Origin of the sequence: Streptomyces sp. LaPpAH-108, assembly GCF_000373625.1 — a bacterium.
In the GTDB taxonomy this organism is placed as follows: Bacteria; Actinomycetota; Actinomycetes; order Streptomycetales; family Streptomycetaceae; genus Streptomyces.
Genome location: NZ_KB891995.1, coordinates 297553 through 320920, shown reverse-complemented (window position 1 = coordinate 320920; position 23368 = coordinate 297553). Strand labels below are relative to the sequence as shown.

Below are 23368 nucleotides of genomic sequence, written 5' to 3'. Positions count from 1 at the left end.
GGTGGCCTCGTACGTCCGGTGGGGTGGACGAGGCCCCGCTCCCGTGGCTCAGAGGGTGCGCAGGAGCACCGCCGGCTGTTCGACGCAGTCCGCGACGTACCGCAGGAAGCCGCCCGCCGTGCCGCCGTCGCACACCCGGTGGTCGAAGGTGAGCGAGAGCTGCACGACCTGGCGCACGGCCAGCTCGCCCTCGTGCACCCACGGCTTGGGGACGATCCGGCCGACGCCGAGCATGGCCGCCTCGGGGTGGTTGACGATCGGGGTGGAGCCGTCGACCCCGAAGACGCCGTAGTTGTTCAGCGTGAAGGTGCCGCCGGTGAGGTCGGCCGGGGTGAGCGTGCCCGCGCGGGCCAGCTCGGTGAGCCGGGCGAACTCGCCGGTCAGCCCCTCGGCGTCCCGCGCGTGGGCGTCCCGGACGACCGGCACGACCAGTCCGCGCGGGGTCTGCGCGGCGAACCCGAGGTGCACCTGGCCGAGCTGGACGATCTCGCGCGCCTCGGTGTCCACGTACGCGTTCAGCTCGGGGTGGCGGGCGAGCGCGGCCGTGCAGATGCGGGCGAGCAGCGCGAGCAGGGAGATCTTGGGTGCCCCGGCCGCGTTCATGACGGTCCGCGCGCGCATCAGCTCGGTGGCGTCGGCGTCCACCCAGCAGGTCGCGTCGGGGATCTCCCGGCGGCTGCGCGCGAGCTTGTCCGCGACGGCACCGCGCACGCCCTTGAGCGGGATGCGGTGCCCTGCGGGGCTCGCGGCCGGGGTGACCGGTGCGGGGGTGGTGCGTGCGGGGGTGGCCCGAGCCGCCGCCGGGTGCTCCGGTGCCGCCGCCTTGGCCCGCAGCGCGTGCTCCACGTCCGCGCGCAGGATCAGCCCGTCCGGGCCGGAGCCGTGCAGGGTGCGCAGGTCGACGCCGTTGTCGCGGGCGATGCGGCGGACGAGGGGGGAGATGACGGCGACCGGGCCGTCCACGGGCGCGGGGGGCGCGTCCGCGCGGGCCGGGGTGGGCGCTGGGGTGCGCGGGCGGGAGGCGTCCGCGCGGGGCCCGGACGGAGGCCGGGTGTCCGGGGAGCCGTCCACGGCGGGGGTGCTCACGGGGGTCACGCCGATCCCCGTCCGCACCCTGCGGCGGCGCCCCGAGGACGCGCGGGTGCCGTAGCCGACCAGGACGTTGCCCGACTCCTCGCCCGCGGCCTCGGTGGGCCGGGCGGGCTCGGCCCCCGGCTCCTCCGAGCCGACGGCGACCGTGATCAGGGGCGCGCCGACGGGCAGTTCGGTGCCCTCCTCGCCGAAGCGCGCGGTGACCACGCCGCCGTACGGGCAGGGCACCTCCACCATGGCCTTGGCCGTCTCGACCTCGACCACCGGCTGGTCCACGGCGACCACGTCGCCCACGTCCACCAGCCAGCGCACGATCTCCGCCTCGGTCAGTCCCTCGCCGAGGTCGGGCAGCTTGAACTCCAGTACCTGTGCCATCAGCCCTCGGCCTCCCACTGCAGCCGGGCCACGGCGTCCAGCACACGGTCGACGCCGGGCAGATGGTGCCGCTCCAGCATCGGCGGCGGATAGGGGAGATCGAACCCGGCGACCCGCAGCACCGGCGCCTCCAAGTGGTGGAAACAGCGCTCGGTGATCCGGGCGGCGATCTCCCCGCCAGGGCCGCCGAACCCGGTCGACTCGTGCACGACGACCGCGCGTCCGGTGCGGCGCACGGAGGCGCACACCGTCTCGTCGTCGAAGGGCACCAGCGAGCGCAGGTCGACGACCTCCAGGTCCCAGCCCTCGGCCTCGGCGGCTTCGGCGGCCTCCATGCAGACCGGCAGGGAGGGGCCGTAGGTGACGAGGGTGGCGCTGCGGCCGGTGCGGCGGACCACCGCGCGGCCGATGGGCGCGACCTCCTCCGGCTGCTCGGGGTTCCAGGTGTCCTTCGACCAGTACAGCCGCTTGGGCTCCAGGAAGACCACCGGGTCGTCGGAGGCGATGGCCTCGCGCAGCATGCCGTAGGCGTCGGCGACGGTGGCCGGGGTGAGGACGTGCAGGCCGGGGGTGGCCATGTAGTACGCCTCGGAGGAGTCGCTGTGGTGCTCGACGCCGCCGATGCCGCCGCCGTACGGAATGCGCACGGTGATCGGCAGGGGCATCCGGCCCCGGGTGCGGTTGCGCATCCGGGAGACATGGCTGACCAGCTGCTCGAACGCCGGGTAGGCGAACGCGTCGAACTGCATCTCCACCACCGGCCTGAGGCCGTACATGGCCATGCCGACGGCGGTGCCGAGGATGCCCGCCTCGGCGAGCGGGGTGTCGGTGCAGCGGTCCTCGCCGAACTCCTTGGCGAGCCCGTCGGTGACCCGGAAGACACCGCCGAGGGTGCCCACGTCCTCGCCCATGACGTGTACGTTCGGGTCGGCGGCCATCGCGTCGCGCATCGCGCGCGTGAGGGCCTGCGCCATGGTGGCGGGCTTGACGGCCACGGTGGTCATCGACGGCCGCCTTCCGCGCCCGGACCCTGCGGGCCGTCCTGCTCGGCCTCCAGCTCGGCGCGCAGCAGCGCGCGCTGCTCGCGCAGTTGCGGGGTGGGTTCGGCGTACACGTGGTCGAAGAGTTCCATGGGGTCGAGCGGGGCGTCCTGGTTCATGCGTTCCCGCAGGTCGGCGGCCATCGCCTCGGCGTCCTGGCGTACGGCCTCGATGGCGGGCTCGTCCAGCAGCCCGCGCGCGGTCAGTTCGCGCTCGAGGAGCCGGACGGGGTCGTGGGCGCGCCATGCCTCCACCTCGGCCTCGCCCCGGTAGCGGGTGGCGTCGTCGGCGTTGGTGTGGGCGTCGACGCGGTAGGTCACCGCCTCCACCAGGGTGGGTCCGCCGCCCGCGCGGGCGTGCCGTACGGCGTCGCTCAGCACCTCGTGCACGGCCGCCGCGTCGTTGCCGTCCACCAGGCGGCCCGGCATTCCGTACCCGATGGCCTTGTGGGCCAGGGAAGGGGCGGCGGTCTGCTTGGCGAGCGGGACGGAGATGGCGAAGCCGTTGTTCTGCACGAGGAAGACGACCGGGGCCTGCCAGACGGCGGCGAAGTTCAGCGCCTCGTGGAAGTCGCCCTCGCTGGTGCCGCCGTCGCCGACCATGGCGAGCGCGACCACGTCGTCCCCCTTGAGCCGGGCGGCGTGCGCGAGGCCGACCGCGTGCGGGAGCTGGGTGGCGAGCGGGGTGCTGAGCGGGGCCACGCGGTGGGCGTGCGGGTCGTAGCCGCTGTGCCAGTCGCCGCGCAGCAGGGTCAGGGTCTCCACCGGGTCGACGCCCCGGGCGACGACGGCGAGGGTGTCGCGGTAGCTGGGGAAGAGCCAGTCGCGGTCCTCCAGGGCCAGGGCGGCGGCGACCTCGCACGCCTCCTGACCGGTGCTGGAGGGGTAGACGGCCAGGCGGCCCTGCTTGGTCAGCGCGGTCGCCTGCGTGTTGTAGCGGCGGCCGCACACCAGCTGGGCGTAGAGCCGGAGCAGCAGGTCCGGGTCGGCCTTGGCGGCGGCCTCGGTGCCGAGGACGCGGTAGGGCTCGGCGTCGGGCAGCAGCGGCGCGGGGTCCATACGGGGCTGCCAGGCGGGCGGCGGCGATGGCCGGTAAGCGCCCCGCTGCTCCATGACCGTCATGACGGCACCTCCTCGTGGGAGTGGCTACGGGAGACGGGTCGGCTGTGACTCGTCTCACCTACCGATTGTTCGGTCGCCGATGCATTTTGGCTACTGGCCCCTCCAGGCTGTGGACAAACGGTTCTCCACAGCCTGGAATGAACGCAGGACGTCCACGGCGATGAAGCGGGGGGACATGACACCTGAACAAATGGCCCAGGGACCGGACACGGGAACGGCCTTGCCCCCACCCCGTCCGCTGGACGCCATAGATCAGGACATCCTGAGAATCCTCCAGGCGGACGGCCGCGCCTCGATACGCGCCGTCGCCGACCGCGTCCACGTCTCCCGCGCCAACGCCTACGCACGGATCAACCGCCTGGTCGAGGACGGGGTGATCCGGGGCTTCGGCGCCCGCGTGGACCACGAGCGCGCCGGGCACGGCACGTCGGCGTACATCACGCTGAACATCGTCCAGAACACCTGGCGCACGGTCCGCGAGGAACTGCGGCGGCTGCCCGGCGCCTCGCACATCGCCCTGGTCGGCGGCGACTTCGACGTCCTCCTGCTGGTGCACACCCCCGACAACCGGGCCCTGCGCGAACTGGTCCTCACCCGGCTCCAGGCGATCCCGGAGGTGCTGAGCACACGGACGCTGCTGGTGTTCGAGGAGGAGGACGTGGGGCCGGAGGCGTGAGGGGGGGGGTGGGTGGTGCCGGGCGGGCGCGGTGCCCGGCCGGTCGCGTGCCTGGCCCGTCGCGTGCCTGGTCGGTCGTATGTCTGGCCGGAGCCGGGGCCCCGGCGCAACCCGTCTCAGTCCCCCCGCAGCCCCGCGAAGACCAGCAGGACCACCGCGTCGGCCACCTCGCGCCCGTTCGCCCCGCGCGCCTCGGGCCGGTACCACTCCACGATGGAGTTGATCATGCCGAAGACGAGCCGGGTCGCGAGCCGCACCTCGATGTCCGCGCGCACGTCCCCCTCCTCGGCGGCGGCCCGCAGCAGGTCCGCCACCCGGTGGTCGAACTCGCGGCGCCGCTCCAGCGCCCACCGCTCGGCCTCGGTGTTGCCGCGCACCCGCAGCAGCAGCGTCACATAGGGCAGCTCGGATATGAGCACTTCGACCATGCGCCGTACGACGTACTCCAGGCGGTCGACGGCGCGTCCCGCGCGCGCGTGCTCCTCGTCCAGGATGGCGAAGAGGCCGTCCAGCGCCCGGGAGACCGCCCGGCGCAGCAGCTCCTCCTTGCCGCTGACGTGGTGGTAGATCGAGGACTTGGAGATGCCGGCCGCCCGGGAAAGGTGCTCCATGGACGTGCCGTCGTAGCCGCGCTCATTGAAGACGCCCACGGCCACCGAGAGCAGCGTCTCGGGGGTGTACGTGTCGCGCTTGGCGGTGGTCATGAGGTGCCCTCTCGCTTGTCGGTGGCGTAGGCGTGCCGGTAGAGGGCGAGGGACGGCGCGTACCGCCCGGAGGGGTCGCACGCGTGCAGCTGGTCCAGCAGGTCGTAGGCCCAGCCCCGGCCGAGGGCGCGGCTCCACTCGAAGGGGCCGAGCGGGTAGTTGACGCCGAGCTTCATGGCGGTGTCGATGTCCTCCTCGGTGGCGACGCCCTTGGCGACGGCGTCGTGCGCGAGGTCGACGATCCGGGCCACCGTGCGGGCGACGATCATGCCGGGCACGTCCCCGATGACGCTCACGTCCTTGCCGAGCGCCTGGAAGAGACCGACAGCCTCGGTGAGGGTGCGCGGCGAGGTGTCCTGGGAGGCGGACAGGGCGATGCGGGTGGCCGCGCGGTAGTCGAGGGCGAGGTCGAAGTGGACGACGTCGCGGAACTCCACGGAGGTCTGGCCGTCGGCGAGGATCAGCTGGCCGCCGCTCGGCAGCACGAGCAGGGAGCCGTTCTCCTCCTCCTGCTCGTGGACCGGGATGCCCGCCTCGCGGATCAGCGCGAGCAGGGAGGCCGCCGGGCCGAGGTCGCCCTCGACGGTGACATGGGCGGGCGGCTGCTCCTTCTCGGCGGTGTGCGGCTCGGGACGCTCGGCGCCGTCCGCGTGGTCGTACCAGCCGTGGCCGCTCTTGCGGCCGAGCCTGCCGGACTCGACCAGCCTGCGCTGGGCGAGCGAGGGCGTGAAGCGCACGTCCTGGAAGAAGGACTGCCACACCGAGTGGGTGACGGACTCGTTGACGTCCTGGCCGATGAGGTCGGTCAGCTCGAAGGCGCCCATCCGGAAGCCGCCGCTCTCGCGCAGCACCGCGTCGATGGTGGCCGGGTCGGCGCCCTGCGCCTCGTAGACCGCGAACGCCTCGGCGTAGAAGGGGCGGGCGATCCGGTTGACGATGAAACCGGGGGTGTCCGCGCAGGCCACCGGGGTCTTCCCCCAGGCGCGGGCGGTCTCGTACGCGCGCGTGGCCGACGTGACGTCCGTGGCGAAGCCGGAGACGACCTCGACCAGAGGCAGCAGCGGCGCGGGGTTGAAGAAGTGCAGGCCCACCAGGCGCCCGGGGTTGCGCAGCGCGCCGCCGATGGCGGTCACCGACAGGGAGGAGGTGTTGGTGGCGAGCAGACAGTCGTCGCCGACGATCTCCTCCAGCTCGGCGAAGAGCCGCTGCTTGACGTCAAGGCGCTCCACGACGGCTTCCACGACCAGCGCGCTCCCGGCCAGGTCCCCGATGGGCCCGGTGGCGGTGAGGCGGGCGCTCGCCGCGTCCCGGTCGGCGGCGGCGAGCCGGTCCTTGGCCACCAGCCGGTCGAGCCGGGCACGGATCGCCCCGGCGGCCTCGTGGGCGCGCCCGGGAACGGCGTCGTAGAGCCGCACGGGGTGGCCGGCGACCAGCGCGACCTGGGCGATGCCCTGGCCCATGGTGCCGGTGCCGACCACGGCCACGGGGCTGCTGAGGTCCAGTGCTGTCATGTGCGCGATCCTCCCGCACGGGGTTGTCCACAGATGCGCCGGACCCCCTTGTCCCGACCGATCGTTCGGTTACTCTAGCTCTGACCACCCGTGGCCCACCACCGCCTTCGACGGGCGCGCACCGGGCCCGACCCCACCCGCAGCCGCTTTCTCCGTTTCCGCCCAGGTCGGAGCTCGACGACGAGTTCCCGAGACGAGGAGTTGGTCCCGCATGGCCGCCCCACTGACCGCCCACGAGCTGATCGCGAAGCACCGGCCCACACTCGACCAGGCCCTGGAAGCGATCCGCACGCGCGCGTACTGGTCCCCGCACCCCGAGCACCCCAAGGCCTACGGCGAGCACGGCAGCCTGGACGCCGCCGCGGGCAAGGCCGCCTTCGACGCCGTCCTGGGCACCCGCCTGGACCTGGACCAGCCGGGCACGGACGACTGGGTGGGCGGCGAGATCTCGCCGTACGGCATCGAGCTGGGCGTCACCTACCCGCACGCGGACCTCGATGTGCTGCTGCCCGCCATGAAGGCCGGTCAGGCCGCCTGGCGGGACGCGGGCCCCGAGGCGCGCGCGGCGGTCTGTCTGGAGATCGTCCAGCGGATCAGCGACCGCACCCACGAGTTCGCGCACGCCGTCATGCACACCAGCGGACAGGCGTTCATGATGGCCTTCCAGGCGGGCGGCCCGCACGCGCAGGACCGCGGCCTGGAGGCGGTGGCGTACGCGTACACGGAGCAGACCCGCACCCCCGAAGCGGCCGAGTGGTCCAAGCCGCAGGGCAAGCGCGACCCGCTGAACCTGACCAAGACGTTCACGGCCGTCCCGCGCGGCATCGGCCTGGTCATCGGCTGCAACACCTTCCCGACGTGGAACGGCTACCCGGGCCTGTTCGCCTCCCTGGCGACCGGCAACGCGGTCCTGGTCAAGCCGCACCCGCGCGCGGTGCTGCCGCTCGCGCTCACCGTCCAGGTGGCCCGCGAGGTGCTGGCCGAGGCCGGGTTCGACCCCAATCTGGTCGCGCTGGCCGCCGAGCGCCCCGGCGAGGGCATCGCCAAGACCCTCGCGACCCGCCCCGAGATCCGCATCGTCGACTACACCGGCTCGACCGCCTTCGGCGACTGGCTGGAGACCAACGCCCGCCAGGCGCAGGTCTACACGGAGAAGGCCGGCGTCAACACGGTGTTCGTCGAGTCCACCGACGACTACCAGGGGATGCTCGCCAACCTCGCCTTCTCGCTGTCCCTGTACAGCGGCCAGATGTGCACCACCCCGCAGAACCTGCTGATCCCGCGCGAGGGCATCGGCACCGACCAGGGCCACAAGTCCTACGACGAGGTGACCGCCGACCTCGCCCGCGCGGTCGACGGCCTGCTCGGCGACGACGCGCGCGCGAACGCCCTGCTCGGCGCGATCGTCAACCCGGACGTGAAGGCCCGTCTGGAGGCGGCGGCCGGGCTGGGCGAGGTGGCCCTCGCCTCCCGCGAGATCGCCAACCCGGAGTTCCCGGACGCGGTCGTGCGCACCCCGGTGATCGTCAAGCTCGACGCCGCCAAGCCGGACGACGAGGCCGCGTACACGAGCGAGTGCTTCGGCCCGGTCTCCTTCGCCGTCGCCGTCGACTCGGCCGCCGACGCGGTGGAGCTGCTGCGGCGCACGATCCGCGAGCACGGCGCGATGACGGTCGGCGCGTACACCACCGACCCGGAGGTGGCGCGGGCGATCGAGGAGGCCTGCCTGGAGGAGGCCGCCCAGCTGTCCCTCAACCTCACCGGCGGGGTGTACGTGAACCAGACCGCCGCCTTCTCCGACTTCCACGGCTCGGGCGGCAACCCGGCGGCGAACGCGGCCCTCACGGACGGCGCCTATGTGGCGAACCGCTTCCGGGTGGTGGAGGTCCGCAGGCAGGCGTGAGCCCTCCCGGCTGTCGGCTGCCGGGGAGGCTCAGGCTTCCGCAGGCGCGGCGCCCCCGAAGGCGCTCCAGTGGTACAGCGTCATGGCCACGCTGGTGGCGAGGTTGTAGCTGGAGACCTGGGGGCGCATCGGGAGCGCCAGCAGGTGGTCGGCCCGCGCGCGCAGTGCCGCCGACAGCCCGCTGCGCTCCGAGCCGAAGGCCAGCACGGCGTCGTCGGGCAGCACCGTGCCGCGGATGTCCTCGCCCTCGGGATCGAGGGCGAACAGCGGCCCGGCGGGCAGCTCGTCGACGCCGAGCCGTTCGACGGCGGTCGCGAAGTGCAGCCCGGCACCGCCGCGCACCACGGTGGGATGCCACGGGTCCAGCGTGCCCGTGGTGACCACACCGGTCGCCCCGAAACCGGCGGCCACCCGGATCACGGCACCGGCGTTGCCGAGGTTGCGCGGCTCGTCCAGGACCACCACGGGGGCGGTCCTGGGCACGCGGGCCAGCGCCCGCAGCTGAGCCTCACGGGAGGGCCGTACGGCGAGCGCGGCCACCCCGGTCGGGTGCGGGCGCGGCACCAGCGTGGCGTACACCGTCGCGGGCACCTCCACGAGGAGCACGTCCAGCGGGTCCGCGAGGTCACCGGCCAGCTCGTCGGCGAGGGCGAGCGCCGCCTTGCGGTCGGTGGTGACCGCGACCGGCACCTCGGCGCCGAAGCGCAGCGCGTGCTTGAGCGCGTGGAAGCCGTCGAGCAGCACGGCGTCCCCGGCGCGCTCGCGCCAGCGGATCAGGGGGTCGGTCATGCCGTGAACCCTACGCGGCCCGCCGCGTCCTCCTCCGGGGCGCGGGGTCCGGGCACCGTGGGACGGGCGCCGCGCCCGAGCAGCCGGGCACGCGCGCGTGCCACGCCCCCGCCGACCAGGAGCAGGAAGGTGGTGGGCAGGAAGACCGCGTCGGCCGTGATCATCGCCAGCGAGAAGAACGGCAGTCCGAGGACGACGGCGATCGCGGCGTGCTCCGCGATCATCAGCACCAGGAGCACGTTCTTCACCCGCCGGTTGAACAAGGTGAAGGGGAAGGCGACCTGCATCATGACGGTGCCGTAGGCGACGAGCATCATGAGCGTGCCGCTCGCGGACATCAGTGCGGCGAGTCCGGGCCAGGGCGAGAAGTAGTCCAGGTGGAGCGGGTAGTAGACGGCGGTGCCGTCCTGCCAGCGGGAGCCCTGGATCTTGTACCAGCCGGCCGTGGCGTAGATCAGGCACGCCTCCGCCATGATCACGAGCAGCGCGCCGTTGTGCAGCACGTTCGCGATCACGTCGAGCAGCATCCGGGGCTGCGGCGACCGCGCCCAGCGTCCCGCCGCCCACCACAGGCCGAGACACGCCCAGGTCGTCCACAGCAGCGTCGGCACCGGCCAGGCGGACCCGAACCCGCCGGTCAGCGCCACGACGACGAGCGCCACGCCCGACACCGCCCACAGCACCGGACCCACCCGGTCGACGGGAACACGCCCGCCCCGCGCGCGTGCCGCCTCCGTCCGGGCGGCCCGCCGCGCGTCGAGCGACCAGACCTGGCCGCAGCGCGTGAACACCAGGTAGATCGACATCAGGTGCAGCACGTTGTCGCCGCCGTCGCCCACAAAGACGCTGCGGTTCTGCAGGGACAGCACGCCGACCATGAAGAGCACGGACGCGGTGCGGGTGCGCCAGCCGAGCAGCAGCGCGGCACTGGCCAGCACCGCGAGCGCGTAAAGGATCTCGAACCAGGCAGCGCTGTCGGACCACATCAGCGCGGTGAAGGCGTGGTTCTCGCCGATCAGCCGATGGGCGAGTTCCCAGCTCCAGGGCCCGTCGGGGCCGTACAGCTCCCGGCGGTGCGGGAACTCGCGCAGCAGGAACAGCAGCCAGGTCGCCGCGAACCCGATCCGGATCACGGCGCTCTGGTACGGCCCCAGGGCCGCGCCGGTGACCTGGGCGACAGCACGCGAGAGCAGCAGGGAGAGCCGGTTCACCGCACACCTCCGGCGGCCTCGTCGGCGGTCACGGTCCACCAGGGCAGCACCCGGTAGGCGGGCCGGGTGGAGATCCGCTCACCGCTCCAGGAGGGCGGCGGCACGTTGACGGTCTCCGAGCGGACCTGGACGCGCTGGACGACGCCCTGGCTCCTGATGTCGGGCTCCCGGCCCAGCCGCATCACCACGATGCGGCGCACGTACTCCTCGGAGAGCGCGCCGCGCGTGCCCACCGGGCGGCTCTCCGCGTTGTGCGTGGAGACGAGGAAGTCCCAGGCCCGGCGCAGCTCGTTCTGCTCGGTGTGGCTCGGCACCGGGTTGTGGTCGATCGCCGCGCCGTCCTCGGCCGACAGGTCGACCCAGCCGGTGGTGCGCACCCCGCCGTCCTTCGTCCGCAGCTCCGCGCGCGCCTGCACGGCGATGTTCTGCTGCAACGGGTTGGGCGCGAACAGCTTCCAGTTCTGCTCGAACTCCGGATACACCCACGCCTCGACGGCCTTCCCGTGCCGCTTGCTCACGGTGTTCGCGGGCGCGAGGCTCAGGAACACCATCCCGAGGTGCACACAGACGACGACCGCGACGACACCGAGCGCCACGGCGGCGGCGATGCGGTAGGCGGGGGAGAGGGCGGCCACGCCGGAGGGCGGGGCGGTGGGGGGTGCGTAGGGGCGGCTTGAGGGGTTGAGGCTCGAGGGGTTGAGGTGGGTGGCGTCGAGGTCGGCGTAGTCGGTGTGGGCCGTCCCGCCACGCGCGCCGCCGGAAACGGCGTCCCCGCCGCCCGCGACCCGGGGCCCGGGGCCCTCGGAACCGGCGCTGACGGAACCGACGGCCTCGTCGGCCCCCGTCTCATCGCCACGGCTCGGACGCCCGCCGTCCTCCCGACCGTCCCCCCGCGCTCCAGCCGCCCCGTCGGCTGTCCCGCCGTCCGGCGCCGGAGCCCCCGCGCGACGCGCCCCGGTCGGCCCGTCCGGCCCGCGTGGGGCTCCCGAGTCCTCGTCGTACGCGTCCATTGCGCCCCGTCCCCCGCTTCGCCGCTTCGTCGGAGCACCCGGCCCGGGCGCCCCATGGTCAACGGGCGCCCCGTCCCGACGCCCGCACGGAACGGTACTCAGCCCCGCCCGCCGGGCGCAGCCCCGGGTACGGCCCGCACCCCCGGCTCTTGGCCCACGACCGCCCGCACCCGGCCCGGCCGGGGACCGCCCCCACGGCCGCCACCACCGCCCCCACCTCCTCTTCCCCAAGCTCAGAGCCCCGCCCGCACCCCGCCGGAGCCGTTGTCCACAGAGACCCCCCGCAGGTTTTCCACAGCGGTTGACACCCGACGAGGGCCCGGCCCACCATTGATGCGCACGGACCGAACGATCGGTCGGGACATCTCCCGGCGGAACCCGAGGTCACTTCCAGGCAGAGCCCGAGGTCAGGGGGACCGCATGGCCACAGCAGCCGAGCACCGCACGCCCGGCCCACCGGTGCACGGCGCACCCGGCGCCGCCGACGACACGGCGGACCGGCAGCGCGCCTTCGACGCGGCCGTGGCGGCGGACGAACGCATCGAGCCGCGCGACTGGATGCCGGACGCCTACCGCGCCACGCTGGTCCGGCAGATCGCCCAGCACGCCCACTCCGAGATCATCGGCATGCAGCCCGAGGCCAACTGGATCACCCGCGCCCCCAGCCTGCGCCGCAAGGCGATCCTCATGGCCAAGGTGCAGGACGAGGCGGGCCACGGCCTCTACTTGTACAGCGCGGCCGAAACCCTCGGCACCAGCCGCGACGAACTGCTCGACAAGCTGCACACCGGCCGCCAGAAGTACTCATCGATCTTCAACTACCCGACGCTGACCTGGGCCGACGTGGGCGCGATCGGCTGGCTGGTGGACGGCGCCGCGATCACCAACCAGGTCCCCCTGTGCCGCTGCTCCTACGGCCCGTACGCCCGCGCGATGGTCCGCGTCTGCAAGGAGGAGTCCTTCCACCAGCGCCAGGGGTACGAACTCCTGCTCGCCCTGAGCAAGGGCACCGACGGGCAGCACGCCATGGCCCAGGACGCCGTGGACCGCTGGTGGTGGCCCTCGCTGATGATGTTCGGCCCGCCCGACGCCGACTCACCGCACTCGGCGCAGTCCATGGCCTGGAAGATCAAGCGCCACTCGAACGACGAACTGCGCCAGCGCTTCGTGGACATCTGCGTCCCCCAGGCCGAATCCCTCGGCCTCACCCTCCCCGACCCCGACCTGCGGTGGAACGAGGAGCGGGGGCACTACGACTTCGGAGTGATCGACTGGACGGAGTTCCAGCAGGTCCTCAAGGGCAACGGCCCGTGCAACGAACAGCGGATCACCCAGCGCAGGCGCGCCCACGACGAGGGCGCCTGGGTGCGGGAGGCCGCCGCCGCCTACGCGGCCAAGCACACCGGGACCGCCGGTGGGACAGGAGCGACGCAGGCATGACGACCACCGAATGGCCCCTGTGGGAGGTCTTCGTGCGCTCCCGCCGCGGTCTCTCCCACACCCACGCCGGCAGCCTGCACGCGCCGGACGCGGAGCTGGCCCTGCGCAACGCCCGTGATCTGTACACCCGGCGCGGCGAGGGCGTCTCGATCTGGGTCGTCCCGGCGACCGCGATCACCGCGTCCTCCCCGGACGAGAAGGACCCGTTCTTCGAGCCCTCCGCCGACAAGCCCTACCGCCACCCGACGTTCTACGAGATCCCGGAGGGGGTGCGGCACCTGTGACCGTCACCGTGCCCGTGACCGCCGCGCTCGCCCTCGGCGACGACGCCCTGGTGCTCTCCCACCGTCTCGGCGAGTGGGCGGGACACGCCCCCGTGCTGGAGGAGGAGGTCGCGCTCGCCAACATCGCCCTGGACCTCCTCGGCCAGGCCCGCGTCCTGCTCTCGATGGCGGGCGACGAGGACGAGTTGGCCTACCTCCGCGAGGAACGCGCCTTCCGCAACCTCCAGTTGACCGAGCAACCCAACGGCAACTTCGCCCACACCATCGCCCGCCAGCTGTACTTCTCCACCTACCAGCACCTGCTCTACGCCGAACTCTCCACCGGAGACGGCCCGTTCGCCTCGCTGGCCGCCAAGGCGGTCAAGGAGACCGACTACCACCGCGACCACGCCGAGCTGTGGACCCTGCGCCTCGGCGACGGCACCGAGGTCAGCCGGGAGCGGATGCGGCAGGCCGTGGAGGCGCTGTGGCGGTTCACCGGGGAGATGTTCCAGCCGGTCGAGGGCCTGGACATCGACTGGTCCGGACTCGACCGCCGCTGGCTGGAGTCGGTGACGGACGTGCTCGGCCGGGCCGGTCTGTCCGTGCCCGAGGGCCCGCGCACCGGCGCCTGGTCGGCGGGCGCGGGACGCCAGGGGCTGCACACCGAGCCGTTCGGGCGGATGCTCGCGGAGATGCAGCATCTGCACCGCAGCCACCCGGGGGCGACATGGTGACGGCCACCGCCTTGGAGGCGGAGCTGCTGGAGCTGGCGGGTTCGGTGCCCGACCCCGAACTGCCGGTGCTCACGCTGCACGAGCTGGGTGTGGTGCGCGCGGTGCGCGTGGGCGACTCCGGCTCGGTCGAGGTCGACCTGACCCCCACCTACACCGGCTGCCCGGCCGTCGAGGCGATGAGCGCCGACATCGAGCGGCTGCTGCACGAGCACGGCGTCCACGAGGTCCGGGTCCGCACGGTCCTCAGCCCGGCCTGGTCGACCGACGACATCACCGCCGAGGGCCGCCGCAAGCTGGAAAGCTCCGGCATAGCTCCCCCGCGCCCGCAGCGCGCCCCCGGTCCGGTCGCCCTGTCCCTGGGCCCCACCCGCACCGGCGGCCACGGCACGGACGCGGCCGGTGCCGCCGACCCGGTGCGCTGCCCGCACTGCCACTCCACGGAGACGGAGCTGCTGAGCAGGTTCTCCTCCACCGCCTGCAAGGCGCTGCGCCGGTGTCTGTCCTGCCGTGAACCCTTCGACCACTTCAAGGAGTTGTGATGGCGCGCTTCCACCCGCTCCCGGTGGCCGAGGTCGAGCGGCTGACCGACGACTCGGTCTCCCTGACCTTCGCGGTGCCGCCCGAGCTGCGCGAGGAGTACCGGCACACGGCGGGCCAGCACCTCACGCTGCGCCGCCGCGCCGACGGTGTGGACGTCCGCCGCACCTACTCGATCTGCTCCCCGGCGCCCGACCCCGCGGGTGACGGGCCGAGCACGCTGCGGGTGGGGGTGCGCCTGGTCGACGGCGGGGCGTTCTCGACGTACGCGCTGAAGGAGATCAACACCGGGGACGTGCTGGAGGTGATGACCCCGGCCGGGCGCTTCACGCTGGAACCGGCGCCGGGTCTGTTCGCGGCGGTGGTCGGCGGCAGCGGCATCACACCGGTGCTGTCCATCGCCGCCACCCTGCTGGCGCGCGAGCCGTCGGCCCGCTTCTGTCTGATACGCAGCGACCGCACGGCCGCCTCGACGATGTTCCTGGACGAGGTCGCGGACCTGAAGGACCGGTACCCGGAGCGGTTCCAGCTGGTCACCGTGCTCTCCCGGGAGGAGCAGCAGGCGGGGCTGCCGTCCGGCCGTCTCGACCGGACCCGGCTCGCGGAGCTGCTTCCCGCGCTGCTGCCGGTGGACCGGGTGGCGGGCTGGTTCCTGTGTGGACCGTACGGCCTGGTGGAGGGCGCCGAGCGGGCTCTGCGCGGGCTGGGCGTGGACCGCTCCCGCATCCACCAGGAGATCTTCCACGTGGACGACGGACCCGCCCCGGCGGCGGTCGTCCCGGCGCCCGCGCACAGCACCGTCACCGCCCGTCTCGACGGCCGCGCCGGGACCTGGCCGGTCGCGGAGGGGGAGTCCCTGCTGGACACGGTCCTGCGCAACCGCTCCGACGCGCCGTACGCCTGCAAGGGCGGCGTCTGCGGCACCTGCCGGGCCCTCCTGGTGACCGGCGAGGTCCGCATGGACCGCAACTTCGCCCTGGAACCGGAGGAGACCGAGGCGGGCTATGTGCTGGCCTGCCAGTCCCACCCGCTGACGGAGAAGGTGGAACTGGACTTCGACCGCTAGGGATTCGACCGGCAGGGACTCCAGCCAGCGGAGACCCCGGCCAGCAAGGACTCCGGCCGACCGGGCGAGAACCGCGGCGGCTAGACGACGAACCCGTCCTTACCGTCGTCGGTCACCACGGGGCGCCCGGAGGCCTGCCAGACCTGCATGCCGCCGTCGACGTTCACGGCGTCGATGCCCTGCTGGACCAGGTACATGGTGACCTGGGCCGAGCGACCGCCGGAGCGGCAGACGACGTGGACGCGGCCGTCCTGCGGGGCGGCCTCGGTCAGCTCGCCGTAGCGGGCCACGAAGTCGCTCATCGGGATGTGCAGGGCGCCCTCGGCGTGGCCCGCACGCCACTCGTCGTCCTCGCGGACGTCCAGCAGGAAGTCGCCGTCCTTGAGGTCAGCGACCGCGACGGTGGGCACACCAGCTCCGAAATTCATGTCCCCGACGCTACCCGAAGCGTGCTCCGGAGCACTCCCGCGCCGGAGGCGGGCGCACCCCCGCGCGAAAGACGGGCTGCTACTCCTGGGTCAGCAGGGCCGCGAGGTCGTTCTCGCGCTGCTGGACGTCGCTCCTGAGGCGCTCGGCGATCTCCTCCAGGAGGCTGTCCGGGTCGTCGGGGGCCAGGCGCAGCATGCCGGCGATCGCGCCGTCCTCCAGTTCACGGGCGACCAGGGTGAGCAGCTCCTTGCGCTGGCTCAGCCACTCCAGGCGGGCGTACAGCTCATCGGCGGGGCTGGGCTGCCGCTCGGGCGGCACCGGGCCCGCGGCCCACTCCTCGGCCAGCTCCTGGAGCAGCTTCTCGTCGCCACGGGCGTAGGCGGCGTTGACGCGGGTGATGAACTCCTCGCGCCGCTTGCGCTCGTTCTCCTCCTGCGCGAGGTCCGGGTGGGCCTTGCGGGCCAGCTCGCGGTAGAGCTTGCGGGCCTCGTCGCTGGGGCGCACCCGCTCGGGCGGCCGGACGGCCTGGTCGGTGAGCATCGCCGCCGCCTCGGGGAAGAGGCCGTGACCGTCCATCCAGCCGTGCAGCAGCTCCTCGACGCCCGGAATTCCCTGGAGGGCGGCGCGGGCCTCCTCGGCGCGGCGGATGTCCTCGGGGTCCTGGGTCTGGGCGGCGCGCGCCTCGGCGATGCGGGCGTCCAGCTCCTCGATGCGGGCATAGAGGGGACCGAGCCGCTGCTCGTGCAGCCGGGCGAAGTTCTCGACCTCGACGCGGAAGGTCTCCACGGCGATCTCGTACTCGATCAACGCCTGTTCGGCGGCGCGCACGGCCTTTTCCAGCCGTTCCTCGGGCCGCGATGCCTTGGACTGCTCAGCTTCCGGGGTCGTCACCCGACCAGCCTAGGCCACGGCCGGTTCGGCACACCCCCGATGCCCGCACCCGGCCGTCCGCACCGGCCGCCCGCGCGCACCCGCCCCTCCGCTCTCCGGATCAGCCCTCCGGGCAGGCCGCGGGCACCCACTCGGCCTCCAGGTCCTGGCAGGCGACCACGAGGGTGCCGGGGCGGCAGGCCAGTTCATGGGTGCAGCCGCCGGGGCGCGGCAGGATCTCGTCGAGGATCACATCGCCGAGGGAGGCCGGGTCGCAGACGCCGAGGACGTCCGACTGGAAGCGGGAGACGCCCTTGTAGCGGACGACCAGGTCCTCGTCGTGGCGGAAGCAGTTGTGCCGGAAGCGGATCTCCACGTCGCCGTCGCCGGTGCGGCGCACCCGGGCGGGCAGGAGGTCGCTCACACAGCGCCGGTCCCCCGGGTCGTAGTGCGCGGGGTCGGTCGCGAACGCGCGGGCGCCGGGCGGCAGTCCGGCCGCGATGCCCGGCAGCCTGGCCAGATAGGGCCGCGGGTCGGCGGACACCGGCTCCTCGCCCGCGCCACCGCTCAGTTCGACGTACTTCACGTCACCACCCCGGCCCCCGGCTGCCCGGCATCGACGATCACACTCCCGCTTCGGCCGCGATCCGCCCGGACCGCACCCCGGCCAGCAGCCGCGCGTGGTCGGCCTCGGTGAGGTCGGCGTAGGCGACGGAGAAGGCGGCGACGGCCTCGTCCAGTTCCTCGTTCTTGCCGCAGTAACCGGCGATCACGCGCGGGTCGGCGCTGTGGGAGTGGGCGCGGGCCAGCAGGGCGCCGGTCATGCGGCCGTAGTCGTCGAGCTGGTCGGCGGCGAGCGCGGCCGGGTCGACGCTGCCCTTGCGGTTGCGGAACTGCCGTACCTGGAAGGGGCGTCCGTCGACCGCCGTCCAGCCCAGCAGGATGTCGCTGACGACCTGCATCCGTTTCTGGCCGAGCACCACGCGCCGTCCCTCGTGCTCCACCGCCGCCACCGGGAACCCGGCCGCGGGCAGATGCGGGAGCAGCGCGGAGGGGCGGGCCTCCTTGACCTGGAGGACGAGCGGTTCGCCGCGGTGGTCGAGGAGGAGGACGACATAGGAGCGGGTGCCCACGCTGCCCGTGCCGACCACGCGGAAGGCCACGTCGTGCACGGCGTGCCGGGCCAGCAGCGGGAGCCGGTCCTCGGAGAGCGTCGCCAGATAGGGCTCCAGGGAACCGGCCACGGCGGCGGCCTCGGCGTCCGGGACGCGGCGCAGCACCGGGGGAGCGTCCACGAAGCGGCGCCCGCCCTCCGGCGTCCGCTCGGTCGACTTGGCGGCGAACCGGCCACTGGTGTTGGCCCGCGCCTTCTCCGCGACCCGCTCCAGGGTGCCGAGCAGGTCGTGGGCGTCGGTGTGGGAGACCAGCTCCTCGTCCGCGATGGCGTTCCAGGCGTCCAGCGCGGGCAGCCTGGCCAGCAGGCGCATGGTGCGCCGGTAGGCGCCCACGGCGTCCCGGGCGGCGGCACGGCAGGTGTCCTCGTCCGCACCGGCCTCGCGCCCGGCCAGCACCAGCGAGGTGGCGAGCCGCTTCAGGTCCCACTCCCAGGGGCCGTGCACCGTCTCGTCGAAGTCGTTGAGATCGATGACCAGGCCGCCCCTGGCGTCGCCGTACAGACCGAAGTTGGCCGCGTGGGCGTCGCCGCATATCTGCGCGCCGATCCCGGTCACGGGGGTGCGCGCCAGGTCGTACGCCATGAGCCCGGCCGAGCCGCGCAGGAAGGCGAACGGTGTGGCGGCCATCCGGCCCACCCGGATCGGCGTCAGCCCGGGAATCCGGCCGGTGTTGGACTCGGCCACCGCGTCGACGGCGTCCGGACGCGCCGCGTCCGCCTCCAGCGTGCGGTGGGACTCACGCGGCACCCGCTCCCGCAGCACCTTGCCGTCGGCCTTGGCCGAACCGCGCGACGGCCACTGGGCGAACCCGCGTATCCGGGGCAACCGGGCCACGGTCTCCTCGCCCTCCGGCCGGGACACCATGTCCGCACCCGCTTCGGACACCACGTCCGCACCCGCTCCGGTCACCCCGACCGCCTCCCCCGCACACCGATCCACCGCGCCCCGCACGAGCGCTTCGAACATCAACTCGTGCAGACCGTACATGCGGCGACGGGATCGCGTCAGACCCTGTGGACAACTCACCGGTTGTGGACACGGACCGGCCCCGACCGGAACGAACCCGCCGACCCACCAACGGACTTCGCGTCACGCCGCCCCGTCACGCCGTCCCGTCACGCCACCCGTCACCCACCCGGTCACACCCGGTCGCCCCCGTCGGGCCCGCCCCCGGACCGCACCAGCCTCCGGAACATCACCGCCGTCAGCCCCCACTGCACCCCCGTACCGAGGCTCATCGACAGCCACACCCCCTGAACGCCCAGCCCGCCCACCGAACTCAGCCAGTGGGCCAGCGGCAGCTGCACGCACGCACCGAGCGCCGTCACCCCCAGCGGTCCACGCGCACGCCCGCCGCCCATGAACACCCCGCCCGGCCCGACGACCCCGCCGAGCGCCACCAGGTACGGCAGCAGGAACCAGAGCAGAACGGAACCGGAATCAATGACTCCGTCGGCACTCGTGAAACACCCCATCACCACCCGCCCGCACCCCGCGAGCACCAGCCCCGCACCCGCCCCCACCAGCACCGCGAGCAGCCCGCTCTGCACCCCGATCACCCGCTCGGCCCGCTGCCCCGCGCCCCGCGTCCGCGCCGTGAGGATGCCGCCCGCCTGACGCAGCGCGTAGAACGCCATGGTGACGAAGAGGATCACCTTGGTGCCGATGCCGTAGGCGGCGAGCGGGTCCTCGCCGAACCGCGCGACCATGCCCAGCAGGGCCGCACCGATGCCCATGCGCAGCACGAAGTCCGCGGACGCGGGCAGCCCGACGCCCAGCACGCGCCGCAGCGCCGCGAACAGGTCCGACCCCGCGCCGGCCCCCGAAGGCCCCAGCAACACGCCCCGCCTGCGCCACAGCAGCACCAGGCTCACACCGAGCGCGACCGCCCTCCCCAGCACCGTCCCGAGCGCGGCCCCCCGCACCCCCAGGGCGGGCAGCACCCCCACCCCGTAGATGAGCAGCGGGTCCAGGAGCAGCACGCACCCGTTGGCGACGAGCGCGGCCCGCATCGGCGTCCTGGTGTCCCCGAGCCCCTTGAAGATCCCGTCCACGACGTTCTGCGCGAAGAAGACGGTCAGCCCCGGGAAGGAGACGGCGAGGAACTCGGCCACCAGGCGGTGCACTTCACCCGTGCCACCGCCCACCAGGAGCCGCGCCACCTCGTGCCGGAACACGAACCCGCCCCCGGCGACCACGCCCGTGATGACCAGCCACAGCACGCCGACCGCCTTGATCGCGGGTGGAATTTCGGCCAATCTTCGCGCCCCGAGCGCGTCCGCGAGCACCATGGTGACGCCGGTACCGGCCATGAGGACGACCCCGAGCAGCAGGTTCTCCAGCGTCCCGGCGGCGGCCACCGCACCGACCGCCGCCCGGCCGAGGCGCGCCACCCACAGGGTGTCCACGACCCCCACGACCACGCCGGACAGCAACTCGCAGTAGACCGGCAGCCCCAGCCCGAGCAGCGCCCGCCGGGCCTCGGCCGGACCGAGCACGGACGTTCCGCCGGACTCCACCGCCGTATCGCCGTCGCCACCGCGCGCGACGACCGGCCCCGATCCCCCGAACCGCACCAGAACTCCCCCAACCCGACCAAACGAAAGCCCAGTTGACCCCGGGCCGCCCCGGAGACTACCTCGATTAGTGACACTCGAATAGAGGTAGCCCACACTGAAGGCGCCCGAACAACCCGCGAAGGACCCCCGTGCTGACCCTCTCGATCCTCGGCTTCCTGGCGGAACGCCCCCTGCACGCCTACGAGTTGCGCCGCCGCATCTCCGACCTGATCGGCCACAACCACCCGATCAGCGACGGCGCGCTCTACCCGGCCGTCAACCGCCTCCGCCAGGCCGGGCACGTCGAACGCCGGGCCGAGCCGGGCGAGAGCGCGCCCACCCGGCAGATGCTGAGCATCACCGCGTCCGGCCGGGCCGAGCTGCTGCGCAGGCTGACCGAGCCGAAGGAGACCGAGATCACGGACGGCGGCGCCTTCTTCACCCTGCTCGCCTTCCTCAGCCAGGTCCCGGACCCCGCCCACCGCGCCGCCGTACTGCGCCGCCGCCTCGCCTTCCTGACCGCACCCGCCGGGTTCTTCACCCACTCCGGCCGCCCCGTCCGGATCAAGGACGAACACGACCCGTACCGCAAGGGCATGCTGATCATGGCCCGCGCCGCCCAGCAGGCGGAACGGACATGGCTGGAGGAAACACTCCGCGAACTGGAGAAGAAACTCCCCTGAGGACGAACCGGGGAAGGCGCCCGCTCTCCTGAGACGTTACTCACAGCGGGCCGGTCCGGCGGCGGCCCGCGGGCGCCGTCCGAGACGGCGTCACCACCGGGTCCGGACACGACAATGGGCGGCATCGCTTTCACGATGCCGCCCATTGGATGGTGCGCGAGGGGGGAGTTGAACCCCCACGCCCTTTCGGGCACTGGAACCTGAATCCAGCGCGTCTGCCTATTCCGCCACCCGCGCATTGGGTGTGTCTTCCGTTTCCGGCCCGTTCGGGCTGGCCCCTTCCGACATCGAGAACATTAGCACGCCGTCCGGGGTGGATTCACATCCCTTCTTTCGGCCCCCTCCACCACCCTCACCAGCACACCTGTCCCTCAAAGGGGCACAGGCGTTCGCCGTCGCCCCGCCCGGCGCGAGCGGACGCGCCGCCTCCCGCGCACCTTCACCGGCACCGCGCCTCGCCCGGCGCGGCCTCCGCGCGCGAAGACGCCTTGTTCAGGTATCAACCTCGTACCGGTCGGGCCTGTCTCCTCCACAGAGGGACCGGGCTCGTCGCCGGGTGCGGGACACTGGAGCTGAGCCGCCTCTACGATCCTTGCCTCAAGGAGTTCGGAAGGGGGCGGCTGGGGGAACCGGCTGATTGCCGGGCGCGTAGATACGATCAGTAAGCGGTACGGCCCACGCGGCGGTACCGAGCACGGCAAGCAGTACGGCAGCGACGGAGGAGGTGCCCCGTGGGAGTCCTGAAGAAGTTCGAGCAGCGTCTCGAAGGTCTGGTCAACGGCACCTTCGCCAAGGTGTTCAAGTCCGAGGTCCAGCCGGTGGAGATCGCCGGTGCGCTCCAGCGCGAGTGCGACAACAACGCCACGATCTGGAACCGCGACCGCACGGTCGTGCCCAACGACTTCATCGTGGAACTGAGCACGCCCGACTTCGAGCGGCTCAGCCCCTACTCCGGGCAGCTCGGCGACGAGCTGGCCGGCATGGTGCGCGACTACGCCAAGCAGCAGCGCTACACCTTCATGGGGCCGATCAAGGTCAACCTGGAGAAGGCCGAAGACCTCGACACCGGTCTGTACCGGGTGCGCAGCCGCACCCTCGCCTCCTCCAGCGACCAGCAGGGGCCCGCGGGCCCGCAGCCCGGCGGCCCGGCCCCGGCAGGGCCCCAGGGCGGCTACGGCTACCCGCCCGCCGCCGCCCCGCCCATGCCGTCCGCGCCGCCCCCCGGCGCCCGGCCCGGCGGCTACGGTTACCCGCAGCCCGCCACCCAGCGGCCCGCCGCAGCCCCCATGGGCGGCGGCCAGACCCGCTACTGGATCGAGATCAACGGCACCCGCCACCAGATCTCCCGCGCGACCCTCGTGCTCGGCCGCAGCACCGAGGCCGACGTGCGGATCGACGACCCCGGCGTCTCCCGCCGGCACTGCGAGATCCGGACCGGAACGCCCTCGACGATCCAGGATCTCGGCTCCACCAACGGCATCGTGGTGGACGGGCAGCACACCACCCGCGCTACGCTCCGCGACGGCTCGCGGATCGTCGTGGGCAGCACCACCGTTATCTATAGGCAAGCCGAAGGGTGAAGCGGGGGCAATGTCAGAGCTGACCCTCACGGTCATGCGGCTGGGTTTCCTGGCCGTACTGTGGCTGTTCGTGATCGTGGCCGTGCAGGTCATCCGCAGCGATCTGTTCGGTACGCGCGTCACACAGCGCGGCGCGCGCCGGGAAGCGGCCCGTCCGCAGCAGGCCGCCCGGCAGCAGGCCGCGCCCCCGCAGCAGCGCGCCCAGCAGGGCCGCCGGGCCCAGCAGGGCGGCGGTCGCCAGCGGCGCAACGCCCCCAGCAAGCTCGTCGTGACCGAGGGCACACTCACCGGCACCACCGTCGCCCTCCAGGGCCAGACGATCACCCTGGGCCGCGCCCACGACTCCACGATCGTGCTGGACGACGACTACGCCTCCAGCCGGCATGCCAGGATCTACCCGGACCGCGACGGTCAGTGGATCGTCGAGGACCTCGGCTCCACCAACGGCACCTACCTGGACCGGTCCCGGCTGACGACGCCCACGCCGATCTCGCTGGGAGCGCCGATCCGCATCGGCAAGACCGTCATCGAGCTGCGGAAGTAGTACGACAATGAGCGAGCGGAGCGAGCACGCAACGGCGGACCTCACCCCGGTCCC

Annotated in this window: 23 protein-coding genes and 1 tRNA gene; 10 read left to right on the top strand and 14 right to left on the bottom strand. The window is 73.2% G+C overall.

The genetic code is table 11. The features are described from left to right. Positions 1–48: 48 nt before the first annotated feature. From B079_RS0120500 to pdhA, 3 genes are read right to left on the bottom strand one after another with little or no spacing between them, the layout of a single operon-like run. Complete coding sequence (locus B079_RS0120500; protein WP_018547708.1) at positions 49–1467, bottom strand: dihydrolipoamide acetyltransferase family protein; 1419 nt, start codon at positions 1465–1467, stop codon at positions 49–51. Then, a complete protein-coding gene (locus B079_RS0120495) occupies positions 1467–2471 on the bottom strand; it encodes an alpha-ketoacid dehydrogenase subunit beta (RefSeq protein WP_018547707.1) in 1005 nt (334 codons plus the stop codon). Before B079_RS0120495 ends, B079_RS0120500 begins: the two co-directional genes overlap by 1 nt. After that, on the bottom strand, positions 2468–3628 hold the full coding sequence (pdhA, locus tag B079_RS0120490) for a pyruvate dehydrogenase (acetyl-transferring) E1 component subunit alpha (protein WP_018547706.1): 1161 nt from the start codon (positions 3626–3628) through the stop codon (positions 2468–2470). Before pdhA ends, B079_RS0120495 begins: the two co-directional genes overlap by 4 nt. A gap of 190 nt (positions 3629–3818) precedes the next feature. Here pdhA and B079_RS0120485 point away from each other — a divergent pair, with 190 nt between their 5' ends. Further along, complete coding sequence (locus B079_RS0120485; RefSeq protein WP_018547705.1) at positions 3819–4304, top strand: Lrp/AsnC family transcriptional regulator; 486 nt, start codon at positions 3819–3821, stop codon at positions 4302–4304. A 116-nt stretch (positions 4305–4420) separates the two neighbouring features. On the opposite strand, the gene B079_RS0120480 is transcribed toward B079_RS0120485, so the two are convergent. Together B079_RS0120480 and B079_RS0120475 are read right to left on the bottom strand one after the other, a co-directional pair. Next, positions 4421–5008, bottom strand: coding sequence for a TetR/AcrR family transcriptional regulator (locus B079_RS0120480; protein ID WP_018547704.1), 588 nt, complete (start codon positions 5006–5008; stop codon positions 4421–4423). Continuing rightward, a complete protein-coding gene (locus B079_RS0120475) occupies positions 5005–6519 on the bottom strand; it encodes a 3-hydroxyacyl-CoA dehydrogenase (protein ID WP_018547703.1) in 1515 nt (504 codons plus the stop codon). Before B079_RS0120475 ends, B079_RS0120480 begins: the two co-directional genes overlap by 4 nt. 211 nt (positions 6520–6730) lie before the next feature. Here B079_RS0120475 and paaN point away from each other — a divergent pair, with 211 nt between their 5' ends. After that, positions 6731–8422: a phenylacetic acid degradation protein PaaN gene (gene paaN, locus B079_RS0120470; protein ID WP_018547702.1), complete on the top strand. Its 1692-nt coding sequence runs from the start codon at positions 6731–6733 to the stop codon at positions 8420–8422. A 30-nt stretch (positions 8423–8452) separates the two neighbouring features. Here paaN and B079_RS0120465 read toward each other — a convergent pair whose 3' ends face one another. The 3 genes from B079_RS0120465 to B079_RS36460 are packed head-to-tail and all read right to left on the bottom strand — an operon-like array spanning position 8453 to position 11057. Then, positions 8453–9211 (bottom strand): TrmH family RNA methyltransferase, encoded by a 759-nt coding sequence (locus B079_RS0120465; protein ID WP_018547701.1) that lies wholly within the window; start codon positions 9209–9211, stop codon positions 8453–8455. Then, positions 9208–10422, bottom strand: a complete 1215-nt coding sequence (locus B079_RS0120460) for an HTTM domain-containing protein (protein WP_018547700.1) — start codon at positions 10420–10422, stop codon at positions 9208–9210. The genes B079_RS0120465 and B079_RS0120460 overlap by 4 nt, the downstream gene beginning before the upstream one ends. Further along, on the bottom strand, positions 10419–11057 hold the full coding sequence (locus B079_RS36460; protein ID WP_324604068.1) for a DUF5819 family protein: 639 nt from the start codon (positions 11055–11057) through the stop codon (positions 10419–10421). Before B079_RS36460 ends, B079_RS0120460 begins: the two co-directional genes overlap by 4 nt. A gap of 795 nt (positions 11058–11852) precedes the next feature. On the opposite strand from B079_RS36460, the gene paaA reads away from it, so the two are divergent. From paaA to paaE, 5 genes are read left to right on the top strand one after another with little or no spacing between them, the layout of a single operon-like run. Beyond that, positions 11853–12872, top strand: coding sequence for a 1,2-phenylacetyl-CoA epoxidase subunit PaaA (gene paaA / locus B079_RS0120450; RefSeq protein ID WP_018547698.1), 1020 nt, complete (start codon positions 11853–11855; stop codon positions 12870–12872). Beyond that, complete coding sequence (gene paaB, locus B079_RS0120445) at positions 12869–13156, top strand: 1,2-phenylacetyl-CoA epoxidase subunit PaaB (RefSeq protein ID WP_018547697.1); 288 nt, start codon at positions 12869–12871, stop codon at positions 13154–13156. The genes paaA and paaB overlap by 4 nt, the downstream gene beginning before the upstream one ends. Next, entirely contained in the window at positions 13153–13872 is a 720-nt protein-coding gene (paaC, locus tag B079_RS0120440) for a 1,2-phenylacetyl-CoA epoxidase subunit PaaC (RefSeq protein ID WP_018547696.1), read from the top strand. The genes paaB and paaC overlap by 4 nt, the downstream gene beginning before the upstream one ends. Continuing rightward, positions 13866–14411, top strand: a complete 546-nt coding sequence (gene paaD / locus B079_RS0120435; protein WP_018547695.1) for a 1,2-phenylacetyl-CoA epoxidase subunit PaaD — start codon at positions 13866–13868, stop codon at positions 14409–14411. The genes paaC and paaD overlap by 7 nt, the downstream gene beginning before the upstream one ends. Beyond that, positions 14411–15475: a 1,2-phenylacetyl-CoA epoxidase subunit PaaE gene (paaE, locus tag B079_RS0120430; protein ID WP_018547694.1), complete on the top strand. Its 1065-nt coding sequence runs from the start codon at positions 14411–14413 to the stop codon at positions 15473–15475. The genes paaD and paaE overlap by 1 nt, the downstream gene beginning before the upstream one ends. An 80-nt stretch (positions 15476–15555) precedes the next feature. Here paaE and B079_RS0120425 read toward each other — a convergent pair whose 3' ends face one another. The 5 genes from B079_RS0120425 to B079_RS0120405 form a co-directional block, all read right to left on the bottom strand. Next, positions 15556–15885 (bottom strand): rhodanese-like domain-containing protein, encoded by a 330-nt coding sequence (locus B079_RS0120425; protein WP_018547693.1) that lies wholly within the window; start codon positions 15883–15885, stop codon positions 15556–15558. 97 nt (positions 15886–15982) lie between these two features. Further along, the gene (locus B079_RS0120420) at positions 15983–16795 is read right to left on the bottom strand and encodes a hypothetical protein (RefSeq protein ID WP_026248887.1); all 813 of its coding nucleotides are present in this window, start codon (positions 16793–16795) and stop codon (positions 15983–15985) included. Between the two features lie 100 nt (positions 16796–16895). Further along, positions 16896–17360: a hypothetical protein gene (locus tag B079_RS0120415; RefSeq protein WP_018547691.1), complete on the bottom strand. Its 465-nt coding sequence runs from the start codon at positions 17358–17360 to the stop codon at positions 16896–16898. A gap of 37 nt (positions 17361–17397) precedes the next feature. Further along, complete coding sequence (locus tag B079_RS0120410) at positions 17398–18813, bottom strand: DUF2252 domain-containing protein (RefSeq protein WP_051095234.1); 1416 nt, start codon at positions 18811–18813, stop codon at positions 17398–17400. 275 nt (positions 18814–19088) lie between these two features. Further along, positions 19089–20525 (bottom strand): MATE family efflux transporter, encoded by a 1437-nt coding sequence (locus tag B079_RS0120405; protein ID WP_018547689.1) that lies wholly within the window; start codon positions 20523–20525, stop codon positions 19089–19091. Between the two features lie 131 nt (positions 20526–20656). Here B079_RS0120405 and B079_RS0120400 point away from each other — a divergent pair, with 131 nt between their 5' ends. Continuing rightward, entirely contained in the window at positions 20657–21190 is a 534-nt protein-coding gene (locus tag B079_RS0120400) for a PadR family transcriptional regulator (protein WP_018547688.1), read from the top strand. A gap of 150 nt (positions 21191–21340) precedes the next feature. Here B079_RS0120400 and B079_RS0120395 read toward each other — a convergent pair. Beyond that, positions 21341–21427: transfer RNA gene (locus tag B079_RS0120395), tRNA-Leu, on the bottom strand. 494 nt (positions 21428–21921) lie between these two features. Here B079_RS0120395 and B079_RS0120390 point away from each other — a divergent pair. Together B079_RS0120390 and B079_RS0120385 are read left to right on the top strand one after the other, a co-directional pair. Further along, positions 21922–22770, top strand: coding sequence for an FhaA domain-containing protein (locus B079_RS0120390; RefSeq protein WP_018547687.1), 849 nt, complete (start codon positions 21922–21924; stop codon positions 22768–22770). 10 nt (positions 22771–22780) lie between these two features. Then, positions 22781–23314 carry an FHA domain-containing protein FhaB/FipA gene (locus B079_RS0120385; RefSeq protein ID WP_018547686.1) on the top strand — a complete coding sequence of 178 codons (534 nt, stop codon included), beginning with the start codon at positions 22781–22783 and terminating at the stop codon, positions 23312–23314. Positions 23315–23368 lie beyond the last annotated feature (54 nt).

Bases quoted from the DNA above. Each gene is read 5' to 3' on its own strand.
- B079_RS0120500 (WP_018547708.1), bottom strand. From the start codon at position 1,467: ATGGCACAGGTACTGGAGTTCAAGCTGCCCGACCTCGGCGAGGGACTG.
- B079_RS0120495 (WP_018547707.1), bottom strand. From the start codon at position 2,471: ATGACCACCGTGGCCGTCAAGCCCGCCACCATGGCGCAGGCCCTCACG.
- pdhA (WP_018547706.1), bottom strand. From the start codon at position 3,628: ATGACGGTCATGGAGCAGCGGGGCGCTTACCGGCCATCGCCGCCGCCC.
- B079_RS0120485 (WP_018547705.1), top strand. From the start codon at position 3,819: ATGGCCCAGGGACCGGACACGGGAACGGCCTTGCCCCCACCCCGTCCG.
- B079_RS0120480 (WP_018547704.1), bottom strand. From the start codon at position 5,008: ATGACCACCGCCAAGCGCGACACGTACACCCCCGAGACGCTGCTCTCG.
- B079_RS0120475 (WP_018547703.1), bottom strand. From the start codon at position 6,519: ATGACAGCACTGGACCTCAGCAGCCCCGTGGCCGTGGTCGGCACCGGC.
- paaN (WP_018547702.1), top strand. From the start codon at position 6,731: ATGGCCGCCCCACTGACCGCCCACGAGCTGATCGCGAAGCACCGGCCC.
- B079_RS0120465 (WP_018547701.1), bottom strand. From the start codon at position 9,211: ATGACCGACCCCCTGATCCGCTGGCGCGAGCGCGCCGGGGACGCCGTG.
- paaA (WP_018547698.1), top strand. From the start codon at position 11,853: ATGGCCACAGCAGCCGAGCACCGCACGCCCGGCCCACCGGTGCACGGC.
- paaB (WP_018547697.1), top strand. From the start codon at position 12,869: ATGACGACCACCGAATGGCCCCTGTGGGAGGTCTTCGTGCGCTCCCGC.
- paaD (WP_018547695.1), top strand. From the start codon at position 13,866: ATGGTGACGGCCACCGCCTTGGAGGCGGAGCTGCTGGAGCTGGCGGGT.
- paaE (WP_018547694.1), top strand. From the start codon at position 14,411: ATGGCGCGCTTCCACCCGCTCCCGGTGGCCGAGGTCGAGCGGCTGACC.
- B079_RS0120410 (WP_051095234.1), bottom strand. From the start codon at position 18,813: ATGGTGTCCCGGCCGGAGGGCGAGGAGACCGTGGCCCGGTTGCCCCGG.
- B079_RS0120385 (WP_018547686.1), top strand. From the start codon at position 22,781: ATGTCAGAGCTGACCCTCACGGTCATGCGGCTGGGTTTCCTGGCCGTA.